The organism is Paucidesulfovibrio longus DSM 6739 (assembly GCF_000420485.1).
GTDB lineage: Bacteria > Desulfobacterota > Desulfovibrionia > Desulfovibrionales > Desulfovibrionaceae > Paucidesulfovibrio > Paucidesulfovibrio longus.
This window is the reverse complement of the sequence record NZ_ATVA01000012.1, coordinates 1-23,761: the sequence shown is the minus strand read 5'-3', so window position 1 is coordinate 23,761 and position 23,761 is coordinate 1. Positions and strand designations below refer to the sequence as shown.

Sequence of the window (23,761 nt, the reverse complement as noted above, 5' to 3'; positions counted from 1 at the left end):
ATGGACACCTCCCAAAAACTGAAGGAAATCCTCATCACACATCTCCAGCTCACGGACCTCGGCCCGCAGGACATCGAACCCGACGAACCCCTGTTCGGCGAAGGGCTCGGACTGGATTCGCTTGATGCAGTCGAACTGGTCGTGCTGCTGGAAAAGCATTTCGGGCTGAAGATAAAAGATGTCGCCGAGGGCCAGCAGGCCTTCAAGACCTTCCGTACGCTGGTGGACTTCATCGAGGCGAACGGCAAGTCATGACGGATCGTCCCGTGGCCGTCACCGGGCTGGGGTGCGTCAGCGCCTGCGGCCTGAATCTCGCCGAGAACACGGCGACGCTCTTCGGCGCGCCTCCCGCGCCCAGGCCGCCGGAGCGGTTCACATGCGGGCACGAGACATCCTACCCGGTCTTCGCAGTGCCTGAGGCTTTCTTCGAGCGGCATCCGCGCGAACCAGAGCTGTTCGACACCTCGCTCTTCGCCTTGGCAGCCGCCCAGGAGGCCTTCAATTCCGCAGGGCTTCCCCAAAGCCGGCTCCCCGGACTGCGGGTGGGTGTCTGCATCGGCACCACGGTCGGCGCGTCCCTCAATTTCCAGGAATACTACCGGCGGTTCAAGTCCGGCGAAAATCCCGGTCCGGTTCACATCCGCCGTTATCTGGAGTCCAACCCGGCCCGGGTCCTGGCTACCCGCTTCGGACTCAGCGGTCCTGCCCAAACCGTTGTCAACGCCTGCTCTTCCGGCACCGACGCCATCGGCATCGGCGCGGGCTGGATCCGACAGGGGCTCTGCGACATCGCCCTGGTCGGCGGTGCCGACGAACTCACCCCCATCACCTACAACGGGTTCATCAGCTTGCAAATTACTTCCGAAGGGCCTTGCAGGCCCTTCGACGCCCTTCGCAATGGCCTGAACCTCGGCGAAGGAGCCGGAATGCTGGTTCTGGAATCCCAGAAACACGCCGCGTCACGCCGAGCCCCGCTTCGGGGCGGGGTGCTCGGGTACGGCACCTGCGCCGACGCCCACCACCTGACCGCTCCCCGGCCCGACGGACAGGGACTGTGCTCGGCCCTGCGGGACGCCGTGCAGCGAAGCGACATCGAGCCCCGGGAGATCGGATTCGTGAATGTCCATGGCACTGCGACCACGAACAACGATGTGGCCGAGGGAGCTGTCCTTTTCGATCTCTTTCCGCACACACCCCTCTCCGCGACCAAGGGCTGCACCGGCCACACCCTGGGGGCTGCGGGTGCGCTGGAAGCAATCTTCACCCTCGTCTGTCTCCATCGGGAAGAACTTCCGGCCAGCAAAGGCTGCGAGCAGCCGGACCCGGCCTGCCGCGTGAGCCCTGTCCGCGAGCGGACGGCCTGCCCGGCGAGGTATGCCCTGAGCCAATCCCTTGCCTTCGGCGGAAACAACTCCGCCTTGGTTTTCCGCCGGGAGGACGCATGAATCTTGCCGTTCAGGGGATCGGCGTAGCCGGAGCATTCGGCAGCACACTGGACGCCCTGCGTGCTGCAATCCGCCCCTGCCCTCCATCGGGCGAACCGCGACTGACCGATGTCGACGCGCTCCAACGCTTTCTGCCGGCGCGAGCCCTGCGGCGCATGGATCACTTCAGCCAGCTCGCCCTGCTCGGTGCCCATCTCGCCCTGGAGGATGCGGCGCTTTCCCCGGACGCTTCCGGAAGCACCGGCATCGTCCTGGCAACAGGATACGGTCCCGTCGCAACCACGTTCCAGTTTCTCGACGGGCTCATCGACGACGGCCCCGCCCTGGTATCCCCACTGGCGTTCGCCCAGTCCGTGCACAACATTCCGGCGGCGACGATCGGCATTCAGCTCAAGATGCCCGGGCCATGCTGCACAGTCAGCCGCTTCCGGGGCTCGGTAGTCGACGGACTCGCCACCGCCCGGCTTTGGCTTGCGGAAGGACGGGTCGAGCGCGTCCTGTTTGGAGCCGTGGACGAATATTCGCCCGTGCTTCCCCATTGCCGCGCACAGCTTGCAGAGCCTTCCGATCCTCACCTGCCCCAGGGCGAAGGAGCGGCCTTCTTGCTTCTCGAACAGGACACCGGCAAGGCAAAACGCGGACGGATCAGAGAAATCCACACAATTGGCGCTCGGGAACTGAAGAACCGGACGCATGAGCAGACGGTGTTCGCCGACCGACCGCCCAAAGACCATGAAATCCGTGCTTCCTGTCATGTCCCGCACTGGGGAGACATGCCCGTGGCCCAGGCCTTCGAGTTGGCTCTGGCCCTGATTTTGCCTGAAAACCCTTCCACGCTCTGCGTCAGCTGCGACCGAGAGGACCAGGTCCACTGCATCGGAGCGACCCCCTCCCAGGAGCAACCATGAGCCTCCAGCTGACCAGGGACGGCATCCTTTCCGTGCTGCAAAGCATGCTCGAAGCGCACGTGGGCCTGGGCGCGGCAATGGGCGGAGATCGCCTACCGCTGTCCCCGCCCCCGGCCCTCGCCTGTTCCGCCGCCGAGTTCTTCGATCTGCCCGAATCGCTCCTCCAGACCGCCCGGCCAGACCTCGCTGCTTGGGCCGAGGCGATCGCGGCCAACCTTCAGGGCAGACCCGAAAAACTTTTCTTCCGCACCTCCGGCTCCACGGACAGGCCCGTCCGGGTTCCGCAAAGCTACGATCTGTTGGAGCAGGAAATCCTCGCACAGGCCAAGCTCTACAAAAATCGCACCCGCGTCTTCAGCGTGGTTCCGCGTCACCACATCTACGGATTCCTTTTCGGAGTCATGCTTCCCCTCGCCCTCAGCGCCCCCACCCGATACGCCCCGCCGCTGCCCCTGCCCACATTCGCGGACAATCTCGCCTCCGGAGATCTCGTCATCGGCTTCCCGCTCTTCTGGTCCGCACTGGCGGAAATCAAGCCGCTCTTCCCGGACGGCGTCCATTGCGTCACCTCCAGCGGACCATGTCCTGCGGACACGATCCGGACCTTGCAGGCCTGCGGCGTTGAGCGATTTTATGAAATCTTTGGATCATCGGAGACCGGAGGTCTGGGCTGGCGCACCTCCCCCTCGAACGCCTACCTTCTCTTCGAATACTGGCGGTCTACCCCGGAACAAGACGGTGTCACGCGGCTCATGCCCGACCAAAAAGAGCGATTCTACCCACTCCAAGACGCGGTGAACTGGACCGAACCGGGCCGCTTCAAGCCCATGCGGCGCAAGGACAAGGCCGTGCAGGTCGCTGGGGTCAACGTGTACCCCGAGAAGGTTGCACAAGCCATCCTTGAACATCCTTGGGTGCGGCAGTGCACCGTAAGGCTGGACGCGAATCACCCAGGAGGACGCCTCAAGGCCTTTCTTGTTCCGGAGCTGCAGGCCCCGGCGCGGCAGGAATTGATCGCCTCGCTGCGCGCCTTTCTTGCGGATCGGCTCACCGCCCCGGAAACACCCCGGAGGCTGACCCTCGGGGACTCGCTCCCCATCAACGCCATGGGCAAATTGTGCGACTGGGACTGACCCTTCCTTCAAGATGAAACGCCCCGGAAACCCGGGGCGTGAAATCACATCTTCCAAACGCCTACTGCGCATTGAGCGTCGTAACCACGCCATCCGTCGGATTCAGCCGGGGCTTTTCCATTTCCGGCTTCGCCTGCCATTTGAGATAATATTCGACCCGCTTCTGCTGAATATCGAGGGCATTTTCCTGCGCCCAGAGCAAAGAGGCCGCCGTGTTCTTCACGTATCCGCACTGGCGAAACCAGTCAGCGGGGTCTGAAGCCCAATGGAACGAAAAACCACGCTAAGCACTTATGAGCATCTCAACCGGCTGATTCAGAGGTCTAAGTTTTCCCTTCATGACAGTTTCCGCCAAAGTAAAGGAATAATGCCCCAGCATATTGACATGGCCATGCACCAAGGGGGAAAGTCTGGCTTCGTCATCCTCATGGATCACAACGGACTGTTGGCGAAGATGATCGAGCGCTGCCTGCATATAAATGGTGTTCCATAAAATCAGAGCGTTGGTGACCAGCCCCAGGGCCCCCAGTTGATCCTCCTGCCCTTCACGGTAACGCTTACGGATCTCACCGCGCTGTCCATAGCAAATTGCACGGGCGACTGCGTGGCGTCCTTCACCACGATTCAATTGGGTGAGGATGCGACGGCGGTAATCTTCGTCATCAATGTAGTTAAGCAGGTAGAGGGTTTTGTTGATACGGCCCGCTTCAATAATGGCCTGCGCAAGGCTCGATGGCCGTTCACTTTTCAGCAACGAGCGGATCAACTCAGAGGCTTGAACAGTTCCAAGCTTCAAGGAACCGGCGATCCTCATCATGTCATCCCAGTGTTGTTCAATCTTCGAGACATTCACCCGACCGCGAGCCAAATCATTCAAAGGTCCGTAATCAGCATCCTTATCAACCCGCCAGAAGACCGCTTCCCCGGCATCGGCCAAGCGTGGGGAGAACTGATAACCCAGCAGCCAGAACAGGCCAAAGACCATGTTGCTGGTGCCGCTGGTGTCAGTCATGATTTCTGTTGGGTTCAGGCCGGTCTGCTGTTCCAGCAGTCCTTCTAAGACAAAGATGGAATCCCGCAATGTTCCAGGAATAACAATGCCGTGGAAACCGGAGTATTGATCAGAAACGAAATTGTACCAGGTGATCCCCCGCTGTGAGCCGAAATACTTTCGGTTGGGGCCGGCATTGATGGTTCGGATGGGGGTCACAAATCGCATCCCATCGGCGGAGGCGACTTCACCGCCACCCCACTTCCTTGCTAAGGGTAAGAGGGCCTGGTAATCAACCAACCGTGCATTGGCTCGGATGAGCGTTTCTGAGCGAAGGTAGTTCTGTTTCGCCCAACTGAGACGGTGTCGCGTCAAAGCCGGAACCTGATGTTTGATCAAAGGTTCCAGGCCGATATTACAGGCTTCTGCTAACAAAACCGCACAGATACTGACATTCAGATCTTCGGCGCGGGCATTGGCTTCACTCACATGCGTGAACTCGTCAGCAAAACCGGTATGGGCATGGATTTCCAGTAGCAGTTCAGTGAGGTCCACCGCAGGCAACAGGCCAATGACCTGCTCGCTCAGTCTGCTCAAGCTTTCAGGCTCTTCCAGCTTTTCCAGGTTGGTAATGGTCAGAGAAGGAGTCTTGCCATTCAGATCAAGGTTCACAGCAGTATTTTGGTCAAAATTGGATGCGACCTGTTTGTAGGTTGCATCCAGTTGATGGACCAAGCCGGCAATTGCTTCTTTGGGTTTGATGGGATGACCGAGTGAACGGCAAACCTGAACGCGATTGGCCTGCCACTCAGCTCCTTGCAGGAGTTTGGCTCTGGGATCGCCCCAGCGATCACTCTGTTCAACGTAAATGTCCCGTCTGCGCAGAGCATCCTGCAGCTTATCCAGAAGACAGAGCGTGTAGCCGCGCCGGGTCACACGGCCCTCCTGGTCAAAGACCAGGCGTTTCCAGGGGCCTGAAATTATATCAAGAGGTGGATTATCCAGGTATTGTGTTCGCTTAATGCCATCTACAGCCAAGTAATTCAAGGCGTCCAGGGTCGCTTGCCCTGCGGGAGCAGCGTTGAAAACGATATCGCTGAGCAGTTTTGGGAGAAAGCGCCGCACCCGGCCATATTGTTCCATCATCTCCTTCTGAAAGCTCTCATCCGAGGGCCTGGCCAGGTCGTGAACTGTCAGGATGGTTTTCGCCAGATCCTCTTTCGAAATCCTGGAATATATCGCCTTCCTCAAACGGCCATCTTCCGTTTCGTCATTGAGAATCATGGCACAGACTTCAGCCAGGGTCAGGGCCGATTGGTCCAGATCTTTCAAGGAACGTAAGCGTTTTTTCTGGCCGACCTTTTTCGCCTCACCGGCAATGTTGGCAATCAACAAATCCAACACATCCAAGGCATCGTCAAGGGCCATGGTTTCAAAGGCTTTGACAAAAGCGACCAGAACACCAGTGCGCTTGTCGTCCGCCATGCGAGCGATCTTATACATAGAGATCATCCCGGCATGTCGCGCAAGGCTTTTCAGGCGAGCTGGAGGGACATGCGAAAAATCGAGGTTCGTGACCCCAAATCCTTCTAGTTCTTTGTAGCGATTCACCGCTTCGTTAAATGCAGGGCCGCTGATGGTGACAGGGCCTTTTCGAAATCGGTCAAATTGGGAGTTGCGCTGCCCCTCTGGAATTTCCAAAAGACCATCAAGTTGGTTTTTCTGCTCATCCGATGGCAGTGATGATAGTCGCCGCCATAGGCGGTTGGTAGCTCGTTCGCGGATTTCCGAAATCAGGCGTGTGAGTGTTGTCGCGCCGGGGAGAAGCACCTTGTGCTGAATCAGCCAAGCAGTGGCAAAGTCGAACATCAGACTGGGCCTCTCGTTGCTGATCCAGGCACGAGAGTAAAGCAGTCGGCTCAGCCGAAACGACCAGGGTGGGCTGCCAAAGTCATGGTAACCATATTGGCTGCGGATCAGGGCCATGTGTTCCCATCGAGTGTTTCCCCGCTTGGCGTAGCCAGATAATACCTTGATGTCTTTTATCGATAATTGGTTTGCTACGAAGACCTGAACGTTTTGCGGAACAACGGTGAGGTCAGAAAGGAGGGTTCCTAAAAACCGGGCAACCGTAATTTGCAAGGCAAACCCGAGCCGATTCGGTTCTCCCCGCCGCTCAGAGATAAAGGCATGGTCGGCTTCATCGAGAAGAAAGTAACGCGCAAGCTGTGCTTCGTTTGGCTCCCCTGAAAACTGGCCGTACCCGGACTTCTGCTCTTCGGTTAAAAAATCGACAGGCATCAAATCCCCCGCTGAAAATTATCACAGTTAAAAATGTCTACTATTTTATAAATTGATAGACATTGTAATAGCATTAGAATACCGTGTCTATTAAATCGTTTTTGTCATTTTAATAGATATTTTTTCTACCAATTGATTTAGGAGACAGTTCTGATCAATGCGCCTCTTTGGTTATGCTCGGGTGTCTACGAGCCAACAATCCCTCAGCATTCAGGTTAAGGCCCTTAAAGAAGCCGGAGTCAAGGCAAGCCGCATCTATACTGACAAGATGTCCGGTAGTCATGTGGATCGTGATGGATTACATCTGTTGCGAATCAAAGTCGAAGAAGGTGATGTTATTCTAGTCAAGAAGCTGGATCGGCTCGGTCGAGATACCGCAGATATGATCCAGCTCATCAAAGAGTTCGATGATATGGGCGTTGCCATCCGTTTCTTGGATGACGGCATCAGCACAGAAGGTACGATGGGGAAAATGGTCGTCACAATTTTGTCCGCCGTAGCCCAGGCGGAACGCCAACGCATTCTTGAGCGCACCAACGAAGGTCGCGTGGAGGCAAAAGCAAAAGGGGTGAAGTTTGGCCGCAAGCGCACCATCGATAGAAAGCAGTTACAGGCTTTGCATGAAAAAGGTATGGGGGCTACTGACATTGCCAGGAAAATGAGTATAGGCCGTTCAACAGTATACAAATTACTGAATGAAAAATTTAGTGATTGAAGAGGGGCAATGCGGGAGTTGTAGGCCCTAAACTCACCTTCTTTTGACCGCCCCCAAACAAATTGAAACAACTTATTGGACAAAAGTTGTGTCCACCACTTTTCCTGGTTCAACAGCCCCACAGCTTAGGAATTATGGGAGAATGTGAACAACGGCTTGCCAAGATAAGAACCTACTGGGGAAAGCTCTTAAAGAGCCTATTCTGGAGGGCCAAACTTCTGAATCCGGTCATTCCCGAAATCCACGACATACACATTCCCACCCTCGTCTACGGCCATGTCCGTCGGCAACTTGAGCTGGCCGGGGTCGCTACCCTCGTTTCCGAGACGCACCAAAAAAGTGCCATCTGAAGAAAACTTTTGCACCCGGTGATTGTAAAAATCCGCAACAAAGATGCTTCCTTGCCGGTCTATCGCCACTCCAGTAGCGACTTTGAACCAGCCGGGGGCACTGCCCGGAATGTCGATGGCGAAGGGGCCGCCCCACTTGTGCAGAAACTTTCCGTTTGGATCGAAGACCTGGACACGGTCGTTATAGGCGTCCGCCACAATGAGGCGGCCATTTGGAAGGAGTTCGACGTCGGTGGGGTAATTGAAAAGAGCTGCCCAGATGCCTTTTTCTCCAGTTTTGCCGAATTGCTTGATAAATCTTCCCTCGGCGTCGAGGACTTGCACTCGGTGGTTGAAAAAGTCGACCACATAGAGCAGTCCCTCATCATCAACCGCCATCCCGGAGGGAGCATCGAACTGGCCGGGTCCAGACCCGGGACTTCCGATCGTTCTTAACGGTTTTCCGTCCAAGGAAAAGACCTGAACCCTGTCGTTCAGGTAATCCGCCACGTACAGCTTTCCGCCTTTTGCTTCCATGTGCATTGGCCGCCCCAGTTCGCCCAGCCGGGCCCCCTGATGGCCGAAGGAAAACAGGAAGTTTCCTGCCCGGTCGAAAACCTGGATGCGATGGTTTCCTGCATCGCTGACGAAAACCCGGTCGCCCGCGATGGCGATACCGATCGGATTATGAAATTCACCGGGACCGCTACCCGATTTTCCCCAGGAAAGGATAAAGCGGTAAGGGGCTTCCTGCGGACGGGGAAACCACTGGCGGCTTGACAAAACAGCTAGAATGACGAGCAAAACCACTATGGTGAATATCAGGAAGGCACGCTTTGTCCGCACAAGCCGTCATCCCCTAGAAGTTGAGACGAAAACTCAGGGTCCAGATGAAATCATTTTCCAGTGCGTTGCCTTTGAGGTCCTGGATGAGGGGGAGCTGCACCGCCGATTCAAGGACAGTTCGTTTCGTTACCCACTGGATTCCCGGGGCCAGATAGAGGGTTGTGCCACCGGAATCGGAATCTTTTTGGCCGCCGACCTCGTTCTGGTCCTGCCAGATCAGGTTGCTTTCCAGCACGCCGTAAAGAAAAGCCGGAACTCCGGGACCCAGCTTACGGGGCCACAGCCGGTGCTGGTAGGAGAGGTCGAAGCGGGCCACGTCGCCGAACTCGAAATCGTTCGCCTCTGTGTTGGCCTTGTAGGAGAGGGCGGCATCGACCTGCCGCTCCAGGGTCTGCCAAGTGGTCACGACTCCCAGCAGGGGGTCCCAGGAACCGGAACCGAGCTGTAACGGCTGGGGCAGACGGCCCAGGGAGTCGTTCTCGTTATCCTTCCCCGTCGGGGTCTCGATGCCGACAAAGGGGGCGATGCGGAAGGTCTGCCCAGGTCGGTCTTGCTGGAAAACCGTGTAGCGGGCCAGAAGGGTGGTATCCCCAAGTCCTGAAACATCTCGGGTGCGCCTGCCCGAAGGGGTGTTTACTTCCAATTCCTTGTCCAGATAGGGGAAAATGCCGAACAGTGCCCATTTTTCGGTCAGGCCATACACTCCGACCAACGGAACCATCCCGACCGTAAGGTCTCGATTTCCGGGACCGTCATCCGAGGCGGTTAAATACTTGAATTGGGCGCGGAAGATCCCTTCTCCCCGGGCGACCGGCAAGGCGGTATTGAAGGTGATAGGGGCGGCAAGAACCGGGGCCGTCAGGCCGCTCAGCAGCAAAGCCGGAAACACTGCCCGCAGGACTCGTTGAACAAAGCTGAGCCAGGTTCTCTGCTGACCGGTTTTCATGGCGTGACCTCCAGAACAGTTTCCGGCGTCATGGCCGGCAAGTCGTCCACGTGCTCATGCACGGTTCCGGAAAGACTCGCCACTGCTCCGGATTTCACCAGGGCCAGCAACTGCTGTTTGAGCGGCAGCGGCAGGTTGAGCAAATGGATGGTCAGAGATGAGTTGCGCACGACCAACAACAGGTTCTCATTCTCTTGCTTCACCACGCCGATGGCAGTGATTCTCAGGCGGCCAGGCGTAAATCCAGCAGTCCGGACCGCTTGGCCGATCTGGCCGATCTCAAGAGACTTGCCGTCTTTGGCAACCAGGGTAGCGGTGCCGCCTTTCATGTCCACCTTCACTTCGCTTGTGCCATCGACGGTCTTGAGTTTTTTCTCGACCCCAAAGGCGCAGAAGGGGCAGGACATCCCCTCTACAGAGACCACGGCCTGGGTAACTTCGGCTGCTGCTGTCACCGGGAGCAGGACAAGCAACACGACCAAGATAGTGTTAAGCGTTCGCCATACCATTTTACATTTCTCCCTTCTACCGACCCTGCGGGACTGGACTGGTTGCGGGGGCCGGCTTCAACTATCGGTTCATCTCAGGACAGCGGCTGACCGATTCCGGCGGCCCTGAGCTTGCTCTCGTCCAGTCCGCGTCCAGAGCAACAGTCTGCGAGCTGGCCGTTAATGGCAACGGCGGGCAGGGAACGGATGCCCAGTGTCTTTGCCCGAGCGGCGACAGCCGTGTCCTGCATGTCAAGGACCTGCACCTCGCAGGAAGGACAAGCAAGTTGTTCGACCTGTTCGACGGCCTGCTGACAGACCTGACAACCGGCAGTGAAAACTTCGATTTTACGTTTCGCGGTCATAATTTTTCTCCTTTCGTATCTGTTAGGTTTCCCGGATTCATTCTTCCATTTCCACTTGGACGCAGGCCGGGCAATTACTTTTACTTCTGGGCCATGAGTTCCAGATTGAGGCCCCAACCAAGGCGGCGACTCCTGCGTTCTGCATGGCGATCGAAGCGACCGTAAAATTCCCCAGCAGGATGGTCCCGCTCCCCACTAAACCGAGGAGAAGCGGTCCATATCCCTGCCGCTTTTTCGCCCCGTAAGCGAGCGATGCCGTTACCAGAAGCAAGCTCAGTAGAGTCAGGGGGAAGAGATAGGGGATGGAGGCAAAGCCAGCCACGCCGGTCGAGCCGAGCAGGGCCGCATAGGCTGACCAGCAGGCGGGGCAGGTGAGCTTAACGGCCACCGCGCTGAGCAAAGCCGTAACAACGGCCATTGCCCTATTCCAGCGACTCTGGGGGCCGGTCTGCGCAGGAGGTTCAACAATTGGCGGCATCGTTTCGGTATTGTCATCCAGAATCATCTTCCTCCTTTTCATCCAGGGCACCCAGAATCGGGCATTCGCTGAGCGGCCCCTGGCCCTGACAGGTCTCGGCCAGTTGCCGCAGGATTGTCTCCATCCTCTCCAGATCCCTCTGTTTCTGTTGGATGTCGGCGAGTTTGGCTTCGGCCCGGGCCTTGATCTCGCGACAACTTGTCCCTGGAGCAACCCGCAGGCTGAGCAGCTCGCTAATTTCCTGCAAAGAGAATCCGAGTTCCTTGGCGCGGCGGATAAAGCGGATCTGCCGCACCGTCTCAGGTGAGTATTTCCGGAACCCTGATTCAGGGCGAGGCGGCTGCTGGATGAGTCCGCGACGCTGGTAGAATTTGACCGTTTCCACTTGCACTCCGGACTGTTGGGCCAGTTGGCCAATGGTCAACCCTTTCATGGGCATTCTTCCTTCCTTTTCATACAGGATAGGGGCGGTACCATGGTACCGAGTCAAGGGTTTATGTTTAAAGTTCTACCCGAATTCTGTCGCGACGGAAGGAAGTTTCTAAGTTTCACGATTGCCCCTGTTAAACTGATACCGATACCTTCGGTTTACGAAATGAGGGCAGTCGCCAGAAGAAAGGAATAAGCCATGATGCACGGTAATGGAATGATGGAAGGAATGCCTATGATGGGCGCCGCCGGCTGGATTTTCATGATACTGCTCTGGGGGTTCGCCATTGTCGGGTTCATTTTCACGGTGCAATGGCTTCTTTCCAAGAGAAAATCCGAAAAGGAAGAGAGGCCTCTCCAGTCGCCTCTCGACATTCTCAAGAGCCGATACGTCAGAGGAGAGATCACTGAGGAGGAATATAACCGGATAAAAAAAGATCTGGAGTAAGGAGAACCGCCATCAATAGGCTACATAAACATCGCGGTTCTCTAACAGTTCCACCATATTCTTCAAGCCGATGGGGGTCACCGTCTGTTCGATTTCATCCTCGCCGATCTTGTAGAGCAGCATCATGGTCCGGTTGGCGTAGAGTTCGACCCCTTTCGCCTTCAAAAAGCGGATGTACTGCCCGTAGTCGTGGGGGACGTTCTCCAGCGGCACCCCGAGCTGTTCGGTCAGAGACAGGCGTTCGCGCTCCGGAAGCGCCGCCTTGTCCAGCGGCGTCTGGTCGCCGCCGAACAGACCCCCCTTCTTGATCGCCGTCACGCCGCTGGCGTCGAACAGGATGACAACCTTGTATCCCTCTTGCAGGGCGGTCCAGGCGACATTGGGCACGGCGCAGATCTGGGCGTCGTCCAGATCCATTGAGGTTTTGGCGTGGATGAGAAAGGTTTTGCCGTCACCTGCTCCGGCCATGGCGGGGGCTGTGAGCAGAATCAATCCGGTGATCAGTAAAAGAATCCGTTTCATCATGGGCTCCTTTCCAGGGTGGGGTTTCACCCTACTCTTGGGATGCTTTCCATTTCCGATAGGAACGCACGGCGATGATGATCAGAATGAGCAGGGCCGGCAGGAGCACCATATCGAGATAGGGGGTCAGAGAACTCAGGCCCAGGCCTGCGAGCAGCAGAACCAGGGCCAGCGTGAAGCAGCAGAGCGCCACCGCGACCGTACCGGCCAATGCGGCGAAAAAGCGGTTACGGTACTGTTTGCCGGGTTTGCTCATCACCTCTTCTCCCTATTCCACACAGCAGCTCATGGTTGAGATGTTCCGGCGGAAGGCCTGAGCGGCGATCTTGATCGCCTCGCTGTAGGTCGGAAAGACGTGCACGGTATCGATCAGGTCGTCCACACTCAAGCCGTGTTTGACCGCCAGCACCGCCTCGTGGATCATCTCCGAGGCGTTGGGGGCCAGGAGGTGTACTCCCATCACCTGCCCCGTTTCGTGATGTGCCACCATCTTCAAGAGACCCCGCGTATCCCTGACCGCAACGGCGCGGGGAACCCGGTCGAGGCTGACCGTCCGGCAGGAGCAGGTGCCGTAAATGGCCACATACTCCGCTTCGGTCATGCCGACGCTGGCTACTTCCGGGTCGGTGAATACGGCATAGGGGATGCTCTGGAAATCGAGGACTTTGCCCGCATCGGCGAAGGCATTCTCAACGGCTATTTTCCCTTCCTTGGCCGCGACAGTTTCCAGTTGTATTCTGCCGGTGACGTCACCGGCGGCATAGATATGCGGCACGCTGGTCTGCAGATGTTCATTCACTGCGATCCGCTCGCCATGTTCGGTGGCAACGCCGACCTGCCCCAAACCGAGTCCGTCGATATTGCCACGGACGCCGGTGGCGACCAGAATTTCTTCGGTTTCCAACCGGCGCTCCCCACTGGGAGTGGTCAGGGCCACTTGTTTGCCGTTTTGACCTTTGCAGATCTCCTGCACCCCGGCTTCGGTGACAATCTCGATCCCCTCCGCTTCAAAATAGCCGCGCAGGGCAACGGATATTTCTGGTTCCTGGATACGCAGGATGCGCGGGGCTCGCGCCACCAGGGTCACCCGAGTTCCCATCCGGTTGAAAATCTGGGCAAATTCCAGGGCGAGAAATCCGGCCCCAAAGATGACCAAAGACGCAGGGAGTCGCTGCAATTCCAAGGCCTCGATGTGGGTCAGGTAGCCGGTTTCTTCCAGACCTTTAAAAGGAGGAATTTTGGTGGAGCTGCCGGTGGCGATCAGGATCTTGTCGCCGGTCAGTTTTTTCCTGGCGGCCTCGACCATATGGGCATCAATCAACTTGCCGCGTCCTTCCAAATATTCAACCTGTTGAAAACTGTCCAGAACATCCTGATAGTTCTGCTGCCGCAACGCATTGACCAGTGCATCCTTGTCGGCCATGGCCCGTGGGAAATCGAAGGATGGAGTGACCGCTTCGACACTGGGAAAATCGGGATGAGCCGGATGATGCAGGTTTTTCCCCAGCGCCAGCAGGTGCTTGCTCGGCACGCAGCCGACGTTGACGCAGGTACCACCCAGGGGAAGACCGGCATTAATGATGATCGTACGCAGATTTTGGCGATCAGCTTCAGTCGCCGCAGCAAAAGCTGCCGCGCCGCCACCGAGGATGATGAGGTCATAGTTGCTTGTCGTCACAATCAGCCTCCTTGTGGTTTATCAGCTCTTTTCTGGCGGCATCCACAACACGGTGGACGTCTCCCAGGCATCAGCGTCTCTCCGGATGCTTTTCGGCACATTGACAGGCCCCTTGCTTTTTGGCGGCCAAAATGGTCTCCAGGATTTCGCTGTGGCCGGCGTGTTCCAGCACGTCGGAACGAATCTCAGCTTCGGTATGTTCGAAGCAGTAGCAGATAAATGGCATCAAGATTTCCCCCGTTGGTGGTAAAAGGTCACTTTTCGTCCGCTGATGATCGAAGTTCCGCATGGAAGCCGGTCGCATTGACCGCATCGACCAGTTGCTGCGGCGTCACTTTCTCGGGATCGTAAACGACCGTAGCCTTGCGTTCTTCATAGTTGACGTCCACCTGCTCAACCCCGTCCAAACGTTTCAGCGCCGCCTTGACCGCAAATTTGCAGGATGCGCAAGTCAGCCCCTCCAGAGCCAAATCGACGGTCTGGCTTTCCGCCGCATGGGCGCTTGTCACGCCACAGGTGGTTGAACAACCGCAGGAGGCAGGCAAGGTCATGGGGGCTATGGTCAGGTCGCCCAAGAGGATCGTGGTCGCAGCAATTTGCCAGACTTTTTTCATGATGCGCATCTCCTTTCAGTCAAGCAGAGCCAGCAGAATCTGCGGGGAAAACAGCATGGCCAAGGCAAACACGGCGGCAATCCACAGCATGATCTTCTGGAATTTCCTGCCGCCGTTTTTGCAGCAGGCTTCACTTTCTTCGCATCCGGCGGCTTTCGGTTTGCGATAGGTAAAATAGAACGCCCCGCCGAGGAACAGAAAGGTCAGGGCCATCATATATGGGCGGTACGGTTCAAGGGCGGTCAAGGCACCGGCGCTGCCGATTCCGAGAAAGACCAGCAGAAGCGGACCGATGCAGCAGGCCGAGGCGAGAATGCCGGACACCACCGCGCCGATAAGGCCAAAGCCGATGAGTCTTTTTCCTCCCGACGGGTCAGTTTTCATGGAAGTCTCTCCTTTCAGGGCTGTCATTTAGGTCACCTCCTGCAAAAGGGGCATGAAGAATTGCGCGGCGATCCGGGCCGCCTCCTGAGGCCCGAACAGTTCCCTGACCTCGGGGGCTATCTTCTGCCAACGCATGGCGGCATCGAGGTCTTTCAGAAAAACCATCTCCCGACACAGGCTGTGGGCGGCACAGGTTGTGGCCTCCTGCCAGTGGATGCCCAGCAGCAGATCCTCCGACGGTTCCATCTCAAGCAGCTCAAGGTCCCGCTGCAGTAGGCGGATCGGTACTTGGCTCGATGCACAACGGGAATGGATCTGCACCTCCAAATCGAACATCGGACTGACCGCCAGGGCATCGAGAGCGCACATGGCCTGAAGTCGGTGGCCGTTGACCTCCACCACGTGATGGGTCTTTTCTATGGTGAAGGGGTAGGCTCCGACCACCTCTCCTCGGCCGTCAAGGACGACCAGGTCACAGGCACGCAGGCGATCCAGAAGGGTATCGGGGTTCGCTGCATCTAGCGACCGGGAGATTTCCCCCTTCGCCAAGGGCCGGCCCCGCTCCACGAAGGAGTGCAGGATCGCCTGGTGCAATTTCACCTCGATCTGCGAAAGGCGTAGCTGGCGTTCCTTCAAGGGCAGCAGGCCGTGCAAACGATAAAGAGTTTCGGCCGTCGTCATGCTTGTTCCTTCCTCAGTAGTCCTCGGCCAGGGTTTCCAGAATGGGGCACTCGCCCTCCCGGGTTCCGCATTCATCGACCAGGGCCTGCAGGGCGGTCTTCATTTTTCCCAGGGCAGCAATTCTGGCCTCCATATCGGCGATCTTGATCTTCGCTTGATCCCGGACGTCTTCGCAGCTGGTTTGCGTATCGAAATAAAAACCGAGCAATTCATGAATCTCCCGGAGGGAAAAGCCGATCTCCTTGGCCCGCCGGATGAAGCGGATTTTCCGGACCGTTTCCGGAGGGTAGCGGCGGAAGCCGTTGTCTGGTTTGGGCGGTTGTTCGATGAGTCCCTGGCGCTCGTAAAAGCGGATCGTTTCGACGCCGACGCCGGAGAGCTTTGCGGCCTGGCCGATTGTCAGCTGGTTCATTCACTCCTCCTTGTCTAAAAGGATAGGTACCGTACCATGGTACGGTGTCAAGGGTATTATAGGGGGCGTCTCAGAAAACGGAAAATAAAGCACGTTAAGGCCGGGCGACTGAATTAGGGGCATTGACCGAGTAGCTACGAAAATTGCCCTCTTGAGCGTTCTATAAATCCCAAGGCAATGCAGAACAACTTTCAGGAAAGCCAGCCTGAAAAACAGGTTGGGCCTTTCTGTGTCTTGGATTCAGTGGTTTCTGGGATTGATTGACAAAATATATAAGCTCTGTATTATATAGTGACATTATTATCCAGTTATGCAGGATATGGAGAAACCGATGAAAAATCTGAATATTCGAGACAAGGCGGAACTGTTGCGGCAACTCGCACATCCGGTTCGACTACAGATCCTGGAGGAGCTGGCAAGCGGAGTGAAATGTGTCACCGACATTCAGGATCTCTTAGAGATCCCCCAACCGAATGTCTCCCAGCACTTGCTGGTTCTGCGCCGGAACCGAATTGTCGATTTCTACGAGGACGGTCAGTTGCGCTGCTACTACCTGTTGCGTCCGGCCCTGGTAGCTGAGTTGTTCCATTTGCTTTCTGGTGAATACCCTATTGTTGAACGGGATCGTGAGGAAGTTAGACAGGAAGGCCGTCTACGAGAACAACGAAATAACCAGAAAACTGCCTGTTGATCTGCACCAAGGGAGAGGCCGGAATGAAACGAAAAAAGCTGGTACTCCTTCTTTTTCTCATTGTAGCCGTTTCCTTCTTTTTCATCCTCGATTTAGGACGGTTCTTGACTCTCGATGTGCTGAAAACCAACCGGGAGGTCCTGACGTCATTCTATATTGAGCACCGCTTGGTAACCGTCCTCGGATTCATGCTCCTTTACATCATCCAAACAGCTCTGTCTCTTCCTGGCGCAACGATTTTTTCCCTATCCGCCGGACTTCTGTTCGGGGCCATCATGGGCACAGTATATGCGGTGACCGCCGCGACCATTGGTGCCGTTCTTGCCTTTTTGGTGGCCAGGTATCTTTTCCACGATACGGTGCAGAGAAAATTTGGATCGCAAATGGTAAAGCTGAACCTCGCCCTTGAACGGGAGGGATTGCACTATCTACTCTTTCTCCGCCTAGTTCCGCTTTTCCCCTTTTTCCTAATCAATTTAAGTGCGGCACTGACCAGGCTGCCGCTACGCACATTCTTCTTGGGCACCATGATCGGCATTATCCCCGGCGGCTTTGTTTATGTGAATGCAGGAGCCAGCCTCGCTACCATAAACAGCCTCAGTGACATCGCCTCTCCCCGGGTTCTTGGCTCTTTTGCACTACTGGGGCTTTTTGCCTTGGTGCCGGTTTTCTATCAAAGGTTTAAAAAGAAGCAACCTGTCAGAGACAGTTAAACAGCTTAAAGGGAGGAATGCTATGGCACCTTGGCATGAGTTCTGGTCAGGCGGATTCTGGGTTTTCCCGATCATCATGATGACCTTCATGCTGGTCATTGTGATCGTCGTTTTGTTTTTGGTGCGAAGTTTTTGGGGCCGGGTGGGGCGGGATTTCAGGCCACCTTGGTCTGGTAAGGAAGAGCGGCTATGTGAAGAAAGAGATTCTCCTTTGGAAATCGCCAAGGGTCGTTATGCAAGGGGAGAGATCACCAAAGAGGAGTTCGAAGAGATAGCGAAAACGATTGGCTGATCTGGCCTAGGTAGGAAAGTGCATCAATTAATTCCCATCCCTTAAGGAGATGTCGATGGACCCGAAAACAATGATGGACAAATGCATGAGTAAGATGCGGCAGGCAGGAATGCCGGAAGAAAAAATCGACCGCTGGCAAGCCATGATGCAAACCCCTGTCGCCCTCGACAGTCCTGGCGCGATTTACCGCAGAGCCGAAGAACTCGGTCTTTCCGAAGAACAAATAAAACAACTTCAGGATATTGAAGCCGAGACTCGCGAAAAGGCACTGGCCGTACTGTCCGACAAACAACGCGAGCAGGTGGGAGAAACTCCCACAGCACCAGAGCCGATGATGAACATGTGCAAAGAGATGATGCCAAAGATGATGGAGATGATGCAGGGCATGATGGGCGGTTCGGCTTCGCAGGATACCAGTGGCGAGTCCGGCAAATAAGTTTATAGGGAAAATTATCATGACACCGGAACATAAGCCGAAAAAGGAGCAGAAATCCCACTGGGATGAAGTCTTCACCGAGTCTGGAGCGTTTTTCGGTGAGGAACCGAGTCAGTTTGCCAAAGTATCACTGAATCTCTTTCAGCAAAATAACGTGATATCGCTGCTGGAACTGGGTTGTGGCCAAGGGCGCGACAGTTTTCTCTTTGCTCAAAATGGACTTAATGTGACCGGTCTCGACTACTCGGAATCCGCTGTTGCAGAGGTGAGTGAAAAAGCGGCAAATATCGGGCTATCTTCTCGACTCCGCACGCAGGTTCAAGACCTGAGGGAACCGCTTCCGTTTACTGACGAATCCTTTGATGCTTGCTACTCGCACATGTTGCTCTGCATGGAGCTTTCAACTGCCGAAATCGCCTTTATTTTACGTGAAACTCACCGCATCCTCAAACCAGGGGGGCTAGCTGTTTACTCGGTTCGCAGCAGTTTTGACAAACACTATCGAACTGGTACCCACCTTGGTGAAGACATTTACGAAATCGGCGATTTTGTCGTTCACTTCTTTACCGAAGGGAAAGTTCGACAACTAGCTAAAGGCTACGAAATTCTGAAAATCGAGCGCATGGAGGAAGGGGGCCTGCCCCGTGATCTGTTTTGCGTCAGCATGAAAAAGGGATCGGTTCCGTCAACCTGGGACCTCGACCCTTGTGAGGAGACGTCGATGAGTGACCCACTAGATAAGTTTCAGGCGTTTATGGACGCCTCCCTGGCACCAGGAGCCCTTGACCACAAAACCAAACAACTGGTTGCTCTGGGGGCGGCCCTGGCCGCAGGGTGTGATCCCTGAACCGATTTTGGCCTCGCAGTTGCGGGGCAATCCGGGGCATCAACTAAAGAGTTGAAGGAAGTTGCAGCGATCGCCATGACCGTCAATGCGTTCAAAACTCGGGCTCTGTTCGATGGTAAAATCAACAAAGTCGATCAGGACTCTCCATCAACAGACAAGGAGAACCCGGAGCCTGCCCCGGGAAAAACTTGAGGCGCGTAAACTGATGCTTCAGTTGAAGCATTAACCTTAAGCCTTCGGCCTATTCTGCTAGCCGATATGAGGCATGATATGTCCAGCAAAAAAGTACTGCTCTTCCTAGGCGAAGGATTTGAAGATCTGGAGGCGGTTTCAATTCTCTCTGTCTGCGGATGGACAGATTATTACCAGCATCTTGCCAAGGTCGAAGTTGTCACTACGGGGCTACACCCCGTGGTCAATGGCCGCTTCGGGCTACAAATAAAAACCGATCTACTGGTGAGTGAGATCGAACCTCAGGATTATACAGCCTTGGCTGTTCCCGGTGGATTTCATTTCCACGGCTTTGATGAGGCCTATTGCCAGCCGTTGCGCGATCTGGCCAACGCCATTCATGTTCAAGGTGGAACCATCGCAACTATGTGTGTCGGCGTACTGCCTATCGCTGAAGCTGGCCTGCTGCAAGGGCAAAAAGCAACTAGCTATGCCTTCAGTCGTAATCGTGACAATTTGGGGCGCATACAGGAGCTTGGTGGGATCCCTACCCCAGGGCCAATTGAGATCTCAAACCGTATTATTTCCTGCGCCGGTCCTGCTCAGTCTATCCAGGTTGCCAAACTGCTGTTGGAATCAGTTATCGGCACCGATAGCGCTGAAGAGGTCTTCAGGTTTATGAATGGGACAGCTCAAAATACTTGAGCGAGGCTCAGTAAATTGATCGGCAAGAAACTAAGCGACTAGGCCGTTGAGGTGAACCCGGTCATTGTGCCTATGGGCTTAGCGTACGTTTTTGTACCGTTGGGCTTCAAGCCCCGTAAACTGGGAACACTTACAAAAGCAGTAAGTTTCGAAAAAACTCCCACCCGGCTCCTTAGCGTGGTTTTTCGTTCCATTGGGCTTCAGACCCCTCAGCGAAATCCTTGCCGTCCAATTGTTCCCGCATCAGGGGACGAAGGGAAAAACGCGCTTTCCACCACCCCATGCGTGGCGTCACGAGGACGTAATACGTTTTCCCGGCCTCGACGTCGGCCTTTGCAAAGTCTGCGGCTTCGCTGACCACCATGAACGTCTTTTCGCCTGGCGAGACAGCGTACGCGACTTTAGTGTTGCTTGAAACGATACCAACGAGCTTGTTTTCATCCGATGTCACATCGAAAACCGAAGACTGGACGCCTCCTCCCCAATCAGAAGGGCGCATGAACACGACAACAGCTTCGTCCGCACTGGCGATGACGGGCTTTTCAACGTCAAGAACTGGGGCCATATGCTTTGAAGCACAAGCAGATAGCAACAGGACCGAACAGCACAACAACAATTTCAATTTCATATTCTACTCCACAATAATAATGCAACGTCTTTACACAAACCAACACCAAATTCCGACGCTATCCAATAACGACGCGCCGAACAATAAAAACCTGCAACGCCCTACCATTACGGGCTTCCACACCCCGATCAACCCTATGCAATTTTTCTACACACTGTTGTGGACGACCTATGCGGCTACAAGATAGGAGATCCACCGAATAACTTGGAACGACACGGCAGGGAGTATCTATGAAGTAAATTTCATTGGGATCGGATATACCATCCTAGAGCATCAGAAACAAAACGGATTTATCTGTAATCGAATACCACGGTTCTCACACATATACAGCGCCACCCTTTGCAGCTCCTACATGCTTTTGTATACGCCCGGCAGGTAGTATGGCATCGCCTGGATCGGGATGGCTACGCGAAGCGGTGCTCGCTGGCTGCCGGACTCCACGAGTCGTTTTTGCGTAAGCTGACGCAATACCCTTCTGTATGTGGATTCGCTGACGTTGAGGATGGCCGGTCCTTCTCCACGCTGGATGCTCCCGCGCATGAAGAGCGCACGCAGCAAGCGGGATGACGCAGGATGAAGCGGCGTCTCCCCTTTGGCCTTGGCCGTTTTGATCTTGCGTTCGACAATCCATTCGATCCTGTCCTCTACTTCTTTCATGCGCAGCAAGTTCTGCATGAACTGGATTTGATCCAGGCACACTTCAATGAAAAACCGGCAGAAATCGCCAATCCGCCTGCTTTCGGGAATGGATTGAGGCTTCAACGCATGAGGGTCAGGGTCTGCCGCTTTAAGAATGGTCATGTATTCGCTCTTGGCTCGATGCAAGCCGCGCGAGAGGGACCAAAGGTTCGCGCGGTTGACGCCGCTGCGAGCCATGTAGAGACAGGAATAGAGACGGCAGACCCTGCCGTTCCCATCCCGGAAGGGATGAAGCCAGGCAAGCCGGTGATGACTGGCGGCCATGGCGATAAGCCGTTCATCTCCGTGGAAATTCGCGGAATCATATACGCGGCCAAAATTCTCCATGTAATCAGGCAGTTCTTCGGGAGTGGGGCCGATGGCATTCCCCTGCCCCACTTCGACCCTGCAATCCCGTAACATGCCCGGCAGGACCGGATGCCGCGTGAATCCGTTGATGTCATGTGTGAAGAGGTGTCGTGCTGACAGGCCATCATAGAGTGCCTTGTGAATTGTGCACAGATTGTTCACCCCTGCCACATTGGCATTTGATTCCTGCTGCATTTTCGCCATCAGGGCTTTCTCGGCGTTTACGTGTGCAACGCAAAGCTCCTGAGCGTAATGCGTGGATTCACCCGAAGCAAAATTTCCTTCAAGTGCCTGCTCAATCTCAACGATGCCCGCTCGATATCCTTCAATGCGATTGGAATAATAGCTGTTGGTCAGACGCAGGTGATCTCCGATGACGCGGGCAGTCTCGGAAGGCAAACATCCTTCCAGGCGAGCGGAAGCGTCAATGACCTCCATGGCCAAGTCCTTGAGTTCTCCAAACGCCTTCCAGTCGCACAGCATTTCTTTGTCCCTAATAAATCCATTTTGGCGGTTTTGAAAACCAGCCCTTGGCAGTCTCAACTTGCTAATATATCGGCTTTAAGCAACATATAACGGCAGACAATCTCAAGATTATGGCGGTTTTCTTGGCGGGTTTGACAAGCCCACCAGCCCTGATCACTCGCTTCTTTTCATACCCTTAGCAGGAGTTCCCCAGGGTGTATCCCTCTCTGCCCCCACCATGTTCGCCAGAAACCCCTGACAATCAAATTCCCGAGCCCAATCAACAGTGCGCTTTCCCCCGAAATTCGGACCACCGGTTAAGGTGGAATCAGCGTCCTTAAACCGATAAGGAAGGGCGTATGACAAAGAGCAACAAAAGACGGAAGCATTCGGACAAGTTCAAGGCCAAGGTCGCGCTTGAGGCGATACGTGGCGTGAAGACGCTGGCGCAATTGGCTGCTGAGTACAAAGTGCACCCAAACCAGATTTCTACGTGGAAAAGACAGCTCCTTGAAAATGCCGAAGGCATTTTCTCCGGCGACAAGAAAGCCAAGAGCCAGGAAGAGGTCACCGCTCCGCTGTTTGAAGAGATCGGGCGGCTCAAGATGGATATCAAGTGGCTTGAAAAAAAGTTGTAAGCCTGCCGCCTAAACTGCGCCGCCAGTGGATTAAACCGGATCGGGAATATTCCATCCGACGGCAATGCAGGTTGGCAGGTGTTTCCCGTTCAGGCTTTTACTACAGACCTGTATCCGAATCGAATGAGAACTTGGCTCTGATGCGGCAGATTGACGAGCAGTACCTGCGTCAGCCGGACTACGGCTCGCCGCGTATGACAGACTGGCTGAAGACGCAAGGCTATCAAGTGAATCACAAACGAGTTGAGCGACTGATGAAGCTGATGGGGCTTCAGGCGATCACTCCGGGGCCGCATACGAGCATGCCCAACCCTGAACATCCCGTGTATCCGTACCTGTTGAAAGGAGTTGCCATTGAACGAAAAAATCAAGTCTGGAGTGCTGATATCACGTATATCCCCATGCAGCGCGGCTTCTTGTATCTCGTAGCTGTAATCGACTGGTGGAGTCGATTCGTCGTGGCCTGGGAGTTGTCAAACTCCATGGACAGTTCCTTTTGCGTGGATGCGTTGAACAAAGCGTTGCGTGTCGCCACGCCAGAGGTGTTCAATACGGATCAAGGGGCGCAGTTCACGAGCCACGAGTTTACCGGTGTCCTGCGAAACAATGGCATCGCCATCAGCATGGACGGCAAAGGGCGAGCAATCGACAATGTGTTCATTGAGCGGCTGTGGTGGACGGTGAAATACGAAGATGTTTACCCCAAGGCGTATTCCGATGGGATCGAGCTATATCATGGCCTGACACGGTATTTTCACTACTACAATGAGGAACGCAGACATTCGTCGTTGGACAAGAGGACTCCAGCGGATGTATACAGGGGCAGTTTCAATGTTCATTGACTTGGCTCGTATCCGTTGTTCCGCTCCGCCCTCGGCCCTTCGGGCCGCCCCTACGGGGACGGGCTACGCTCCACAACGGATACGGCAAATCGCCTCCTCGGAGGCTCGAACTCGGACGCCGGGCTCCACCTTAAAATGACCGCTCAGTGGTCCAAAGGATGGGGGAAGGCGCA

General features: G+C 55.4%; 31 protein-coding genes. 14 read left to right on the top strand and 17 right to left on the bottom strand.

The genetic code is table 11. The annotated features are described in order from the left end of the window. From G452_RS0104730 to G452_RS18075, 4 genes are read left to right on the top strand one after another with little or no spacing between them, the layout of a single operon-like run. The gene (locus tag G452_RS0104730; protein WP_022661113.1) at positions 1 to 255 is read left to right on the top strand and encodes a phosphopantetheine-binding protein; all 255 of its coding nucleotides are present in this window, start codon (positions 1 to 3) and stop codon (positions 253 to 255) included. Next, positions 252 to 1,445: a beta-ketoacyl-[acyl-carrier-protein] synthase family protein gene (locus G452_RS0104725; protein WP_022661112.1), complete on the top strand. Its 1,194-nt coding sequence runs from the start codon at positions 252 to 254 to the stop codon at positions 1,443 to 1,445. The genes G452_RS0104730 and G452_RS0104725 overlap by 4 nt, the downstream gene beginning before the upstream one ends. Beyond that, positions 1,442 to 2,353, top strand: a complete 912-nt coding sequence (locus G452_RS20420; RefSeq protein WP_022661111.1) for a beta-ketoacyl synthase chain length factor — start codon at positions 1,442 to 1,444, stop codon at positions 2,351 to 2,353. Before G452_RS0104725 ends, G452_RS20420 begins: the two co-directional genes overlap by 4 nt. After that, positions 2,350 to 3,486, top strand: a complete 1,137-nt coding sequence (locus G452_RS18075; protein ID WP_022661110.1) for an AMP-binding protein — start codon at positions 2,350 to 2,352, stop codon at positions 3,484 to 3,486. The genes G452_RS20420 and G452_RS18075 overlap by 4 nt, the downstream gene beginning before the upstream one ends. Positions 3,487 to 3,547: 61 nt before the next feature. On the opposite strand, the gene G452_RS21385 is transcribed toward G452_RS18075, so the two are convergent. Then, entirely contained in the window at positions 3,548 to 3,709 is a 162-nt protein-coding gene (locus G452_RS21385; protein ID WP_155887549.1) for a hypothetical protein, read from the bottom strand. A gap of 60 nt (positions 3,710 to 3,769) precedes the next feature. After that, positions 3,770 to 6,778, bottom strand: a complete 3,009-nt coding sequence (locus G452_RS0104705) for a Tn3 family transposase (protein WP_022661108.1) — start codon at positions 6,776 to 6,778, stop codon at positions 3,770 to 3,772. A gap of 157 nt (positions 6,779 to 6,935) precedes the next feature. On the opposite strand from G452_RS0104705, the gene G452_RS0104700 reads away from it, so the two are divergent. Further along, on the top strand, positions 6,936 to 7,493 hold the full coding sequence (locus tag G452_RS0104700; RefSeq protein WP_022661107.1) for a recombinase family protein: 558 nt from the start codon (positions 6,936 to 6,938) through the stop codon (positions 7,491 to 7,493). A gap of 197 nt (positions 7,494 to 7,690) precedes the next feature. On the opposite strand, the gene G452_RS0104695 is transcribed toward G452_RS0104700, so the two are convergent. The 6 genes from G452_RS0104695 to G452_RS0104670 form a co-directional block, all read right to left on the bottom strand. Beyond that, entirely contained in the window at positions 7,691 to 8,668 is a 978-nt protein-coding gene (locus G452_RS0104695; RefSeq protein WP_022661106.1) for an NHL repeat-containing protein, read from the bottom strand. Between the two features lie 13 nt (positions 8,669 to 8,681). Continuing rightward, a complete protein-coding gene (locus G452_RS0104690) occupies positions 8,682 to 9,614 on the bottom strand; it encodes a transporter (protein ID WP_022661105.1) in 933 nt (310 codons plus the stop codon). Further along, positions 9,611 to 10,123, bottom strand: coding sequence for a heavy-metal-associated domain-containing protein (locus G452_RS0104685; protein ID WP_022661104.1), 513 nt, complete (start codon positions 10,121 to 10,123; stop codon positions 9,611 to 9,613). Before G452_RS0104685 ends, G452_RS0104690 begins: the two co-directional genes overlap by 4 nt. Positions 10,124 to 10,197: 74 nt before the next feature. Further along, positions 10,198 to 10,467, bottom strand: coding sequence for a thioredoxin family protein (locus G452_RS0104680; RefSeq protein ID WP_022661103.1), 270 nt, complete (start codon positions 10,465 to 10,467; stop codon positions 10,198 to 10,200). Between the two features lie 37 nt (positions 10,468 to 10,504). Continuing rightward, positions 10,505 to 10,972, bottom strand: a complete 468-nt coding sequence (locus G452_RS0104675; RefSeq protein ID WP_022661102.1) for a hypothetical protein — start codon at positions 10,970 to 10,972, stop codon at positions 10,505 to 10,507. Next, entirely contained in the window at positions 10,959 to 11,378 is a 420-nt protein-coding gene (locus G452_RS0104670; protein ID WP_027189013.1) for a MerR family transcriptional regulator, read from the bottom strand. Before G452_RS0104670 ends, G452_RS0104675 begins: the two co-directional genes overlap by 14 nt. A 195-nt stretch (positions 11,379 to 11,573) precedes the next feature. Here G452_RS0104670 and G452_RS0104665 point away from each other — a divergent pair, with 195 nt between their 5' ends. Beyond that, positions 11,574 to 11,822, top strand: coding sequence for an SHOCT domain-containing protein (locus G452_RS0104665; RefSeq protein WP_022661100.1), 249 nt, complete (start codon positions 11,574 to 11,576; stop codon positions 11,820 to 11,822). Between the two features lie 12 nt (positions 11,823 to 11,834). Here G452_RS0104665 and G452_RS0104660 read toward each other — a convergent pair whose 3' ends face one another. The 3 genes from G452_RS0104660 to merA are packed head-to-tail and all read right to left on the bottom strand — an operon-like array spanning position 11,835 to position 14,022. Continuing rightward, on the bottom strand, positions 11,835 to 12,344 hold the full coding sequence (locus G452_RS0104660) for a DsrE family protein (protein WP_022661099.1): 510 nt from the start codon (positions 12,342 to 12,344) through the stop codon (positions 11,835 to 11,837). A 31-nt stretch (positions 12,345 to 12,375) separates the two neighbouring features. Beyond that, positions 12,376 to 12,600: a mercury resistance system transport protein MerF gene (gene merF / locus G452_RS0104655; protein WP_022661098.1), complete on the bottom strand. Its 225-nt coding sequence runs from the start codon at positions 12,598 to 12,600 to the stop codon at positions 12,376 to 12,378. A 12-nt stretch (positions 12,601 to 12,612) separates the two neighbouring features. Continuing rightward, positions 12,613 to 14,022: a mercury(II) reductase gene (merA, locus tag G452_RS0104650; RefSeq protein WP_022661097.1), complete on the bottom strand. Its 1,410-nt coding sequence runs from the start codon at positions 14,020 to 14,022 to the stop codon at positions 12,613 to 12,615. Here merA and G452_RS21380 point away from each other — a divergent pair. Further along, positions 14,009 to 14,272 carry a hypothetical protein gene (locus tag G452_RS21380; RefSeq protein ID WP_155887545.1) on the top strand — a complete coding sequence of 88 codons (264 nt, stop codon included), beginning with the start codon at positions 14,009 to 14,011 and terminating at the stop codon, positions 14,270 to 14,272. The two genes, merA and G452_RS21380, sit on opposite strands and share 14 nt — an antisense overlap. 4 nt (positions 14,273 to 14,276) lie before the next feature. Here the strand turns inward: G452_RS21380 and G452_RS18070 are convergent, their stop codons facing one another. The 4 genes from G452_RS18070 to G452_RS0104625 are packed head-to-tail and all read right to left on the bottom strand — an operon-like array spanning position 14,277 to position 16,113. Beyond that, positions 14,277 to 14,636 carry a metal-binding (seleno)protein gene (locus G452_RS18070; RefSeq protein ID WP_211213484.1) on the bottom strand — a complete coding sequence of 120 codons (360 nt, stop codon included), beginning with the start codon at positions 14,634 to 14,636 and terminating at the stop codon, positions 14,277 to 14,279. 15 nt (positions 14,637 to 14,651) lie between these two features. Then, entirely contained in the window at positions 14,652 to 15,047 is a 396-nt protein-coding gene (locus G452_RS0104635) for a mercuric transporter MerT family protein (RefSeq protein WP_022661095.1), read from the bottom strand. Next, a complete protein-coding gene (gene merB, locus G452_RS20415; RefSeq protein ID WP_022661094.1) occupies positions 15,048 to 15,701 on the bottom strand; it encodes an organomercurial lyase in 654 nt (217 codons plus the stop codon). It abuts the gene before it with no gap. Between the two features lie 13 nt (positions 15,702 to 15,714). After that, the gene (locus G452_RS0104625; RefSeq protein WP_022661093.1) at positions 15,715 to 16,113 is read right to left on the bottom strand and encodes a MerR family transcriptional regulator; all 399 of its coding nucleotides are present in this window, start codon (positions 16,111 to 16,113) and stop codon (positions 15,715 to 15,717) included. Between the two features lie 331 nt (positions 16,114 to 16,444). Between G452_RS0104625 and G452_RS0104620 the strand changes: the two genes are divergently transcribed. The 6 genes from G452_RS0104620 (at position 16,445) to G452_RS21045 (ending at position 19,968) form a co-directional block, all read left to right on the top strand. Then, positions 16,445 to 16,804 (top strand): ArsR/SmtB family transcription factor, encoded by a 360-nt coding sequence (locus tag G452_RS0104620; RefSeq protein WP_022661092.1) that lies wholly within the window; start codon positions 16,445 to 16,447, stop codon positions 16,802 to 16,804. A gap of 23 nt (positions 16,805 to 16,827) precedes the next feature. After that, the gene (locus tag G452_RS0104615) at positions 16,828 to 17,517 is read left to right on the top strand and encodes a TVP38/TMEM64 family protein (RefSeq protein WP_022661091.1); all 690 of its coding nucleotides are present in this window, start codon (positions 16,828 to 16,830) and stop codon (positions 17,515 to 17,517) included. Between the two features lie 22 nt (positions 17,518 to 17,539). Continuing rightward, positions 17,540 to 17,809 carry an SHOCT domain-containing protein gene (locus G452_RS18060; protein WP_022661090.1) on the top strand — a complete coding sequence of 90 codons (270 nt, stop codon included), beginning with the start codon at positions 17,540 to 17,542 and terminating at the stop codon, positions 17,807 to 17,809. A gap of 55 nt (positions 17,810 to 17,864) precedes the next feature. Then, positions 17,865 to 18,245, top strand: a complete 381-nt coding sequence (locus G452_RS0104605; protein WP_022661089.1) for a hypothetical protein — start codon at positions 17,865 to 17,867, stop codon at positions 18,243 to 18,245. Between the two features lie 19 nt (positions 18,246 to 18,264). Then, a complete protein-coding gene (gene mduS, locus G452_RS18055; RefSeq protein WP_407636016.1) occupies positions 18,265 to 19,284 on the top strand; it encodes a methyltransferase domain-containing selenoprotein MduS in 1,020 nt (339 codons plus the stop codon). A gap of 78 nt (positions 19,285 to 19,362) precedes the next feature. Beyond that, the gene (locus G452_RS21045) at positions 19,363 to 19,968 is read left to right on the top strand and encodes a DJ-1/PfpI family protein (RefSeq protein ID WP_027189007.1); all 606 of its coding nucleotides are present in this window, start codon (positions 19,363 to 19,365) and stop codon (positions 19,966 to 19,968) included. 172 nt (positions 19,969 to 20,140) lie between these two features. On the opposite strand, the gene G452_RS18045 is transcribed toward G452_RS21045, so the two are convergent. After that, positions 20,141 to 20,596 carry a hypothetical protein gene (locus G452_RS18045; protein ID WP_022661086.1) on the bottom strand — a complete coding sequence of 152 codons (456 nt, stop codon included), beginning with the start codon at positions 20,594 to 20,596 and terminating at the stop codon, positions 20,141 to 20,143. Between the two features lie 348 nt (positions 20,597 to 20,944). Then, positions 20,945 to 22,126, bottom strand: coding sequence for a Fic family protein (locus G452_RS0104585; RefSeq protein ID WP_022661085.1), 1,182 nt, complete (start codon positions 22,124 to 22,126; stop codon positions 20,945 to 20,947). A gap of 341 nt (positions 22,127 to 22,467) precedes the next feature. Between G452_RS0104585 and G452_RS21375 the strand changes: the two genes are divergently transcribed. Next, a protein-coding gene (locus G452_RS21375; protein WP_155887543.1) for an IS3 family transposase occupies positions 22,468 to 23,588 on the top strand; the annotation gives its coding sequence in 2 pieces (ribosomal slippage) (positions 22,468 to 22,744 and positions 22,744 to 23,588; 1,122 coding nt in all). Positions 23,589 to 23,761 lie beyond the last annotated feature (173 nt).

Excerpts from the sequence above, each read along its gene's own strand:
- G452_RS18060 (WP_022661090.1), top strand. The coding sequence starts at position 17,540 with ATGGCACCTTGGCATGAGTTCTGGTCAGGCGGATTCTGGGTTTTCCCG.
- G452_RS0104730 (WP_022661113.1), top strand. The coding sequence starts at position 1 with ATGGACACCTCCCAAAAACTGAAGGAAATCCTCATCACACATCTCCAG.
- G452_RS0104585 (WP_022661085.1), bottom strand. The coding sequence starts at position 22,126 with ATGCTGTGCGACTGGAAGGCGTTTGGAGAACTCAAGGACTTGGCCATG.
- G452_RS0104725 (WP_022661112.1), top strand. The coding sequence starts at position 252 with ATGACGGATCGTCCCGTGGCCGTCACCGGGCTGGGGTGCGTCAGCGCC.
- G452_RS0104615 (WP_022661091.1), top strand. The coding sequence starts at position 16,828 with ATGAAACGAAAAAAGCTGGTACTCCTTCTTTTTCTCATTGTAGCCGTT.
- G452_RS0104635 (WP_022661095.1), bottom strand. The coding sequence starts at position 15,047 with ATGACAGCCCTGAAAGGAGAGACTTCCATGAAAACTGACCCGTCGGGA.
- G452_RS18070 (WP_211213484.1), bottom strand. The coding sequence starts at position 14,636 with ATGAAAAAAGTCTGGCAAATTGCTGCGACCACGATCCTCTTGGGCGAC.
- G452_RS0104700 (WP_022661107.1), top strand. The coding sequence starts at position 6,936 with ATGCGCCTCTTTGGTTATGCTCGGGTGTCTACGAGCCAACAATCCCTC.
- G452_RS0104605 (WP_022661089.1), top strand. The coding sequence starts at position 17,865 with ATGGACCCGAAAACAATGATGGACAAATGCATGAGTAAGATGCGGCAG.
- G452_RS21045 (WP_027189007.1), top strand. The coding sequence starts at position 19,363 with ATGTCCAGCAAAAAAGTACTGCTCTTCCTAGGCGAAGGATTTGAAGAT.
- G452_RS0104690 (WP_022661105.1), bottom strand. The coding sequence starts at position 9,614 with ATGAAAACCGGTCAGCAGAGAACCTGGCTCAGCTTTGTTCAACGAGTC.
- G452_RS0104705 (WP_022661108.1), bottom strand. The coding sequence starts at position 6,778 with ATGCCTGTCGATTTTTTAACCGAAGAGCAGAAGTCCGGGTACGGCCAG.
- G452_RS0104620 (WP_022661092.1), top strand. The coding sequence starts at position 16,445 with ATGAAAAATCTGAATATTCGAGACAAGGCGGAACTGTTGCGGCAACTC.
- merF (WP_022661098.1), bottom strand. The coding sequence starts at position 12,600 with ATGAGCAAACCCGGCAAACAGTACCGTAACCGCTTTTTCGCCGCATTG.
- G452_RS18075 (WP_022661110.1), top strand. The coding sequence starts at position 2,350 with ATGAGCCTCCAGCTGACCAGGGACGGCATCCTTTCCGTGCTGCAAAGC.
- G452_RS20420 (WP_022661111.1), top strand. The coding sequence starts at position 1,442 with ATGAATCTTGCCGTTCAGGGGATCGGCGTAGCCGGAGCATTCGGCAGC.
- G452_RS18045 (WP_022661086.1), bottom strand. The coding sequence starts at position 20,596 with ATGAAATTGAAATTGTTGTTGTGCTGTTCGGTCCTGTTGCTATCTGCT.
- G452_RS0104680 (WP_022661103.1), bottom strand. The coding sequence starts at position 10,467 with ATGACCGCGAAACGTAAAATCGAAGTTTTCACTGCCGGTTGTCAGGTC.
- merB (WP_022661094.1), bottom strand. The coding sequence starts at position 15,701 with ATGACGACGGCCGAAACTCTTTATCGTTTGCACGGCCTGCTGCCCTTG.
- G452_RS0104665 (WP_022661100.1), top strand. The coding sequence starts at position 11,574 with ATGATGCACGGTAATGGAATGATGGAAGGAATGCCTATGATGGGCGCC.
- G452_RS0104675 (WP_022661102.1), bottom strand. The coding sequence starts at position 10,972 with ATGATTCTGGATGACAATACCGAAACGATGCCGCCAATTGTTGAACCT.
- G452_RS0104660 (WP_022661099.1), bottom strand. The coding sequence starts at position 12,344 with ATGAAACGGATTCTTTTACTGATCACCGGATTGATTCTGCTCACAGCC.
- G452_RS0104685 (WP_022661104.1), bottom strand. The coding sequence starts at position 10,123 with ATGGTATGGCGAACGCTTAACACTATCTTGGTCGTGTTGCTTGTCCTG.
- G452_RS0104625 (WP_022661093.1), bottom strand. The coding sequence starts at position 16,113 with ATGAACCAGCTGACAATCGGCCAGGCCGCAAAGCTCTCCGGCGTCGGC.
- G452_RS0104670 (WP_027189013.1), bottom strand. The coding sequence starts at position 11,378 with ATGAAAGGGTTGACCATTGGCCAACTGGCCCAACAGTCCGGAGTGCAA.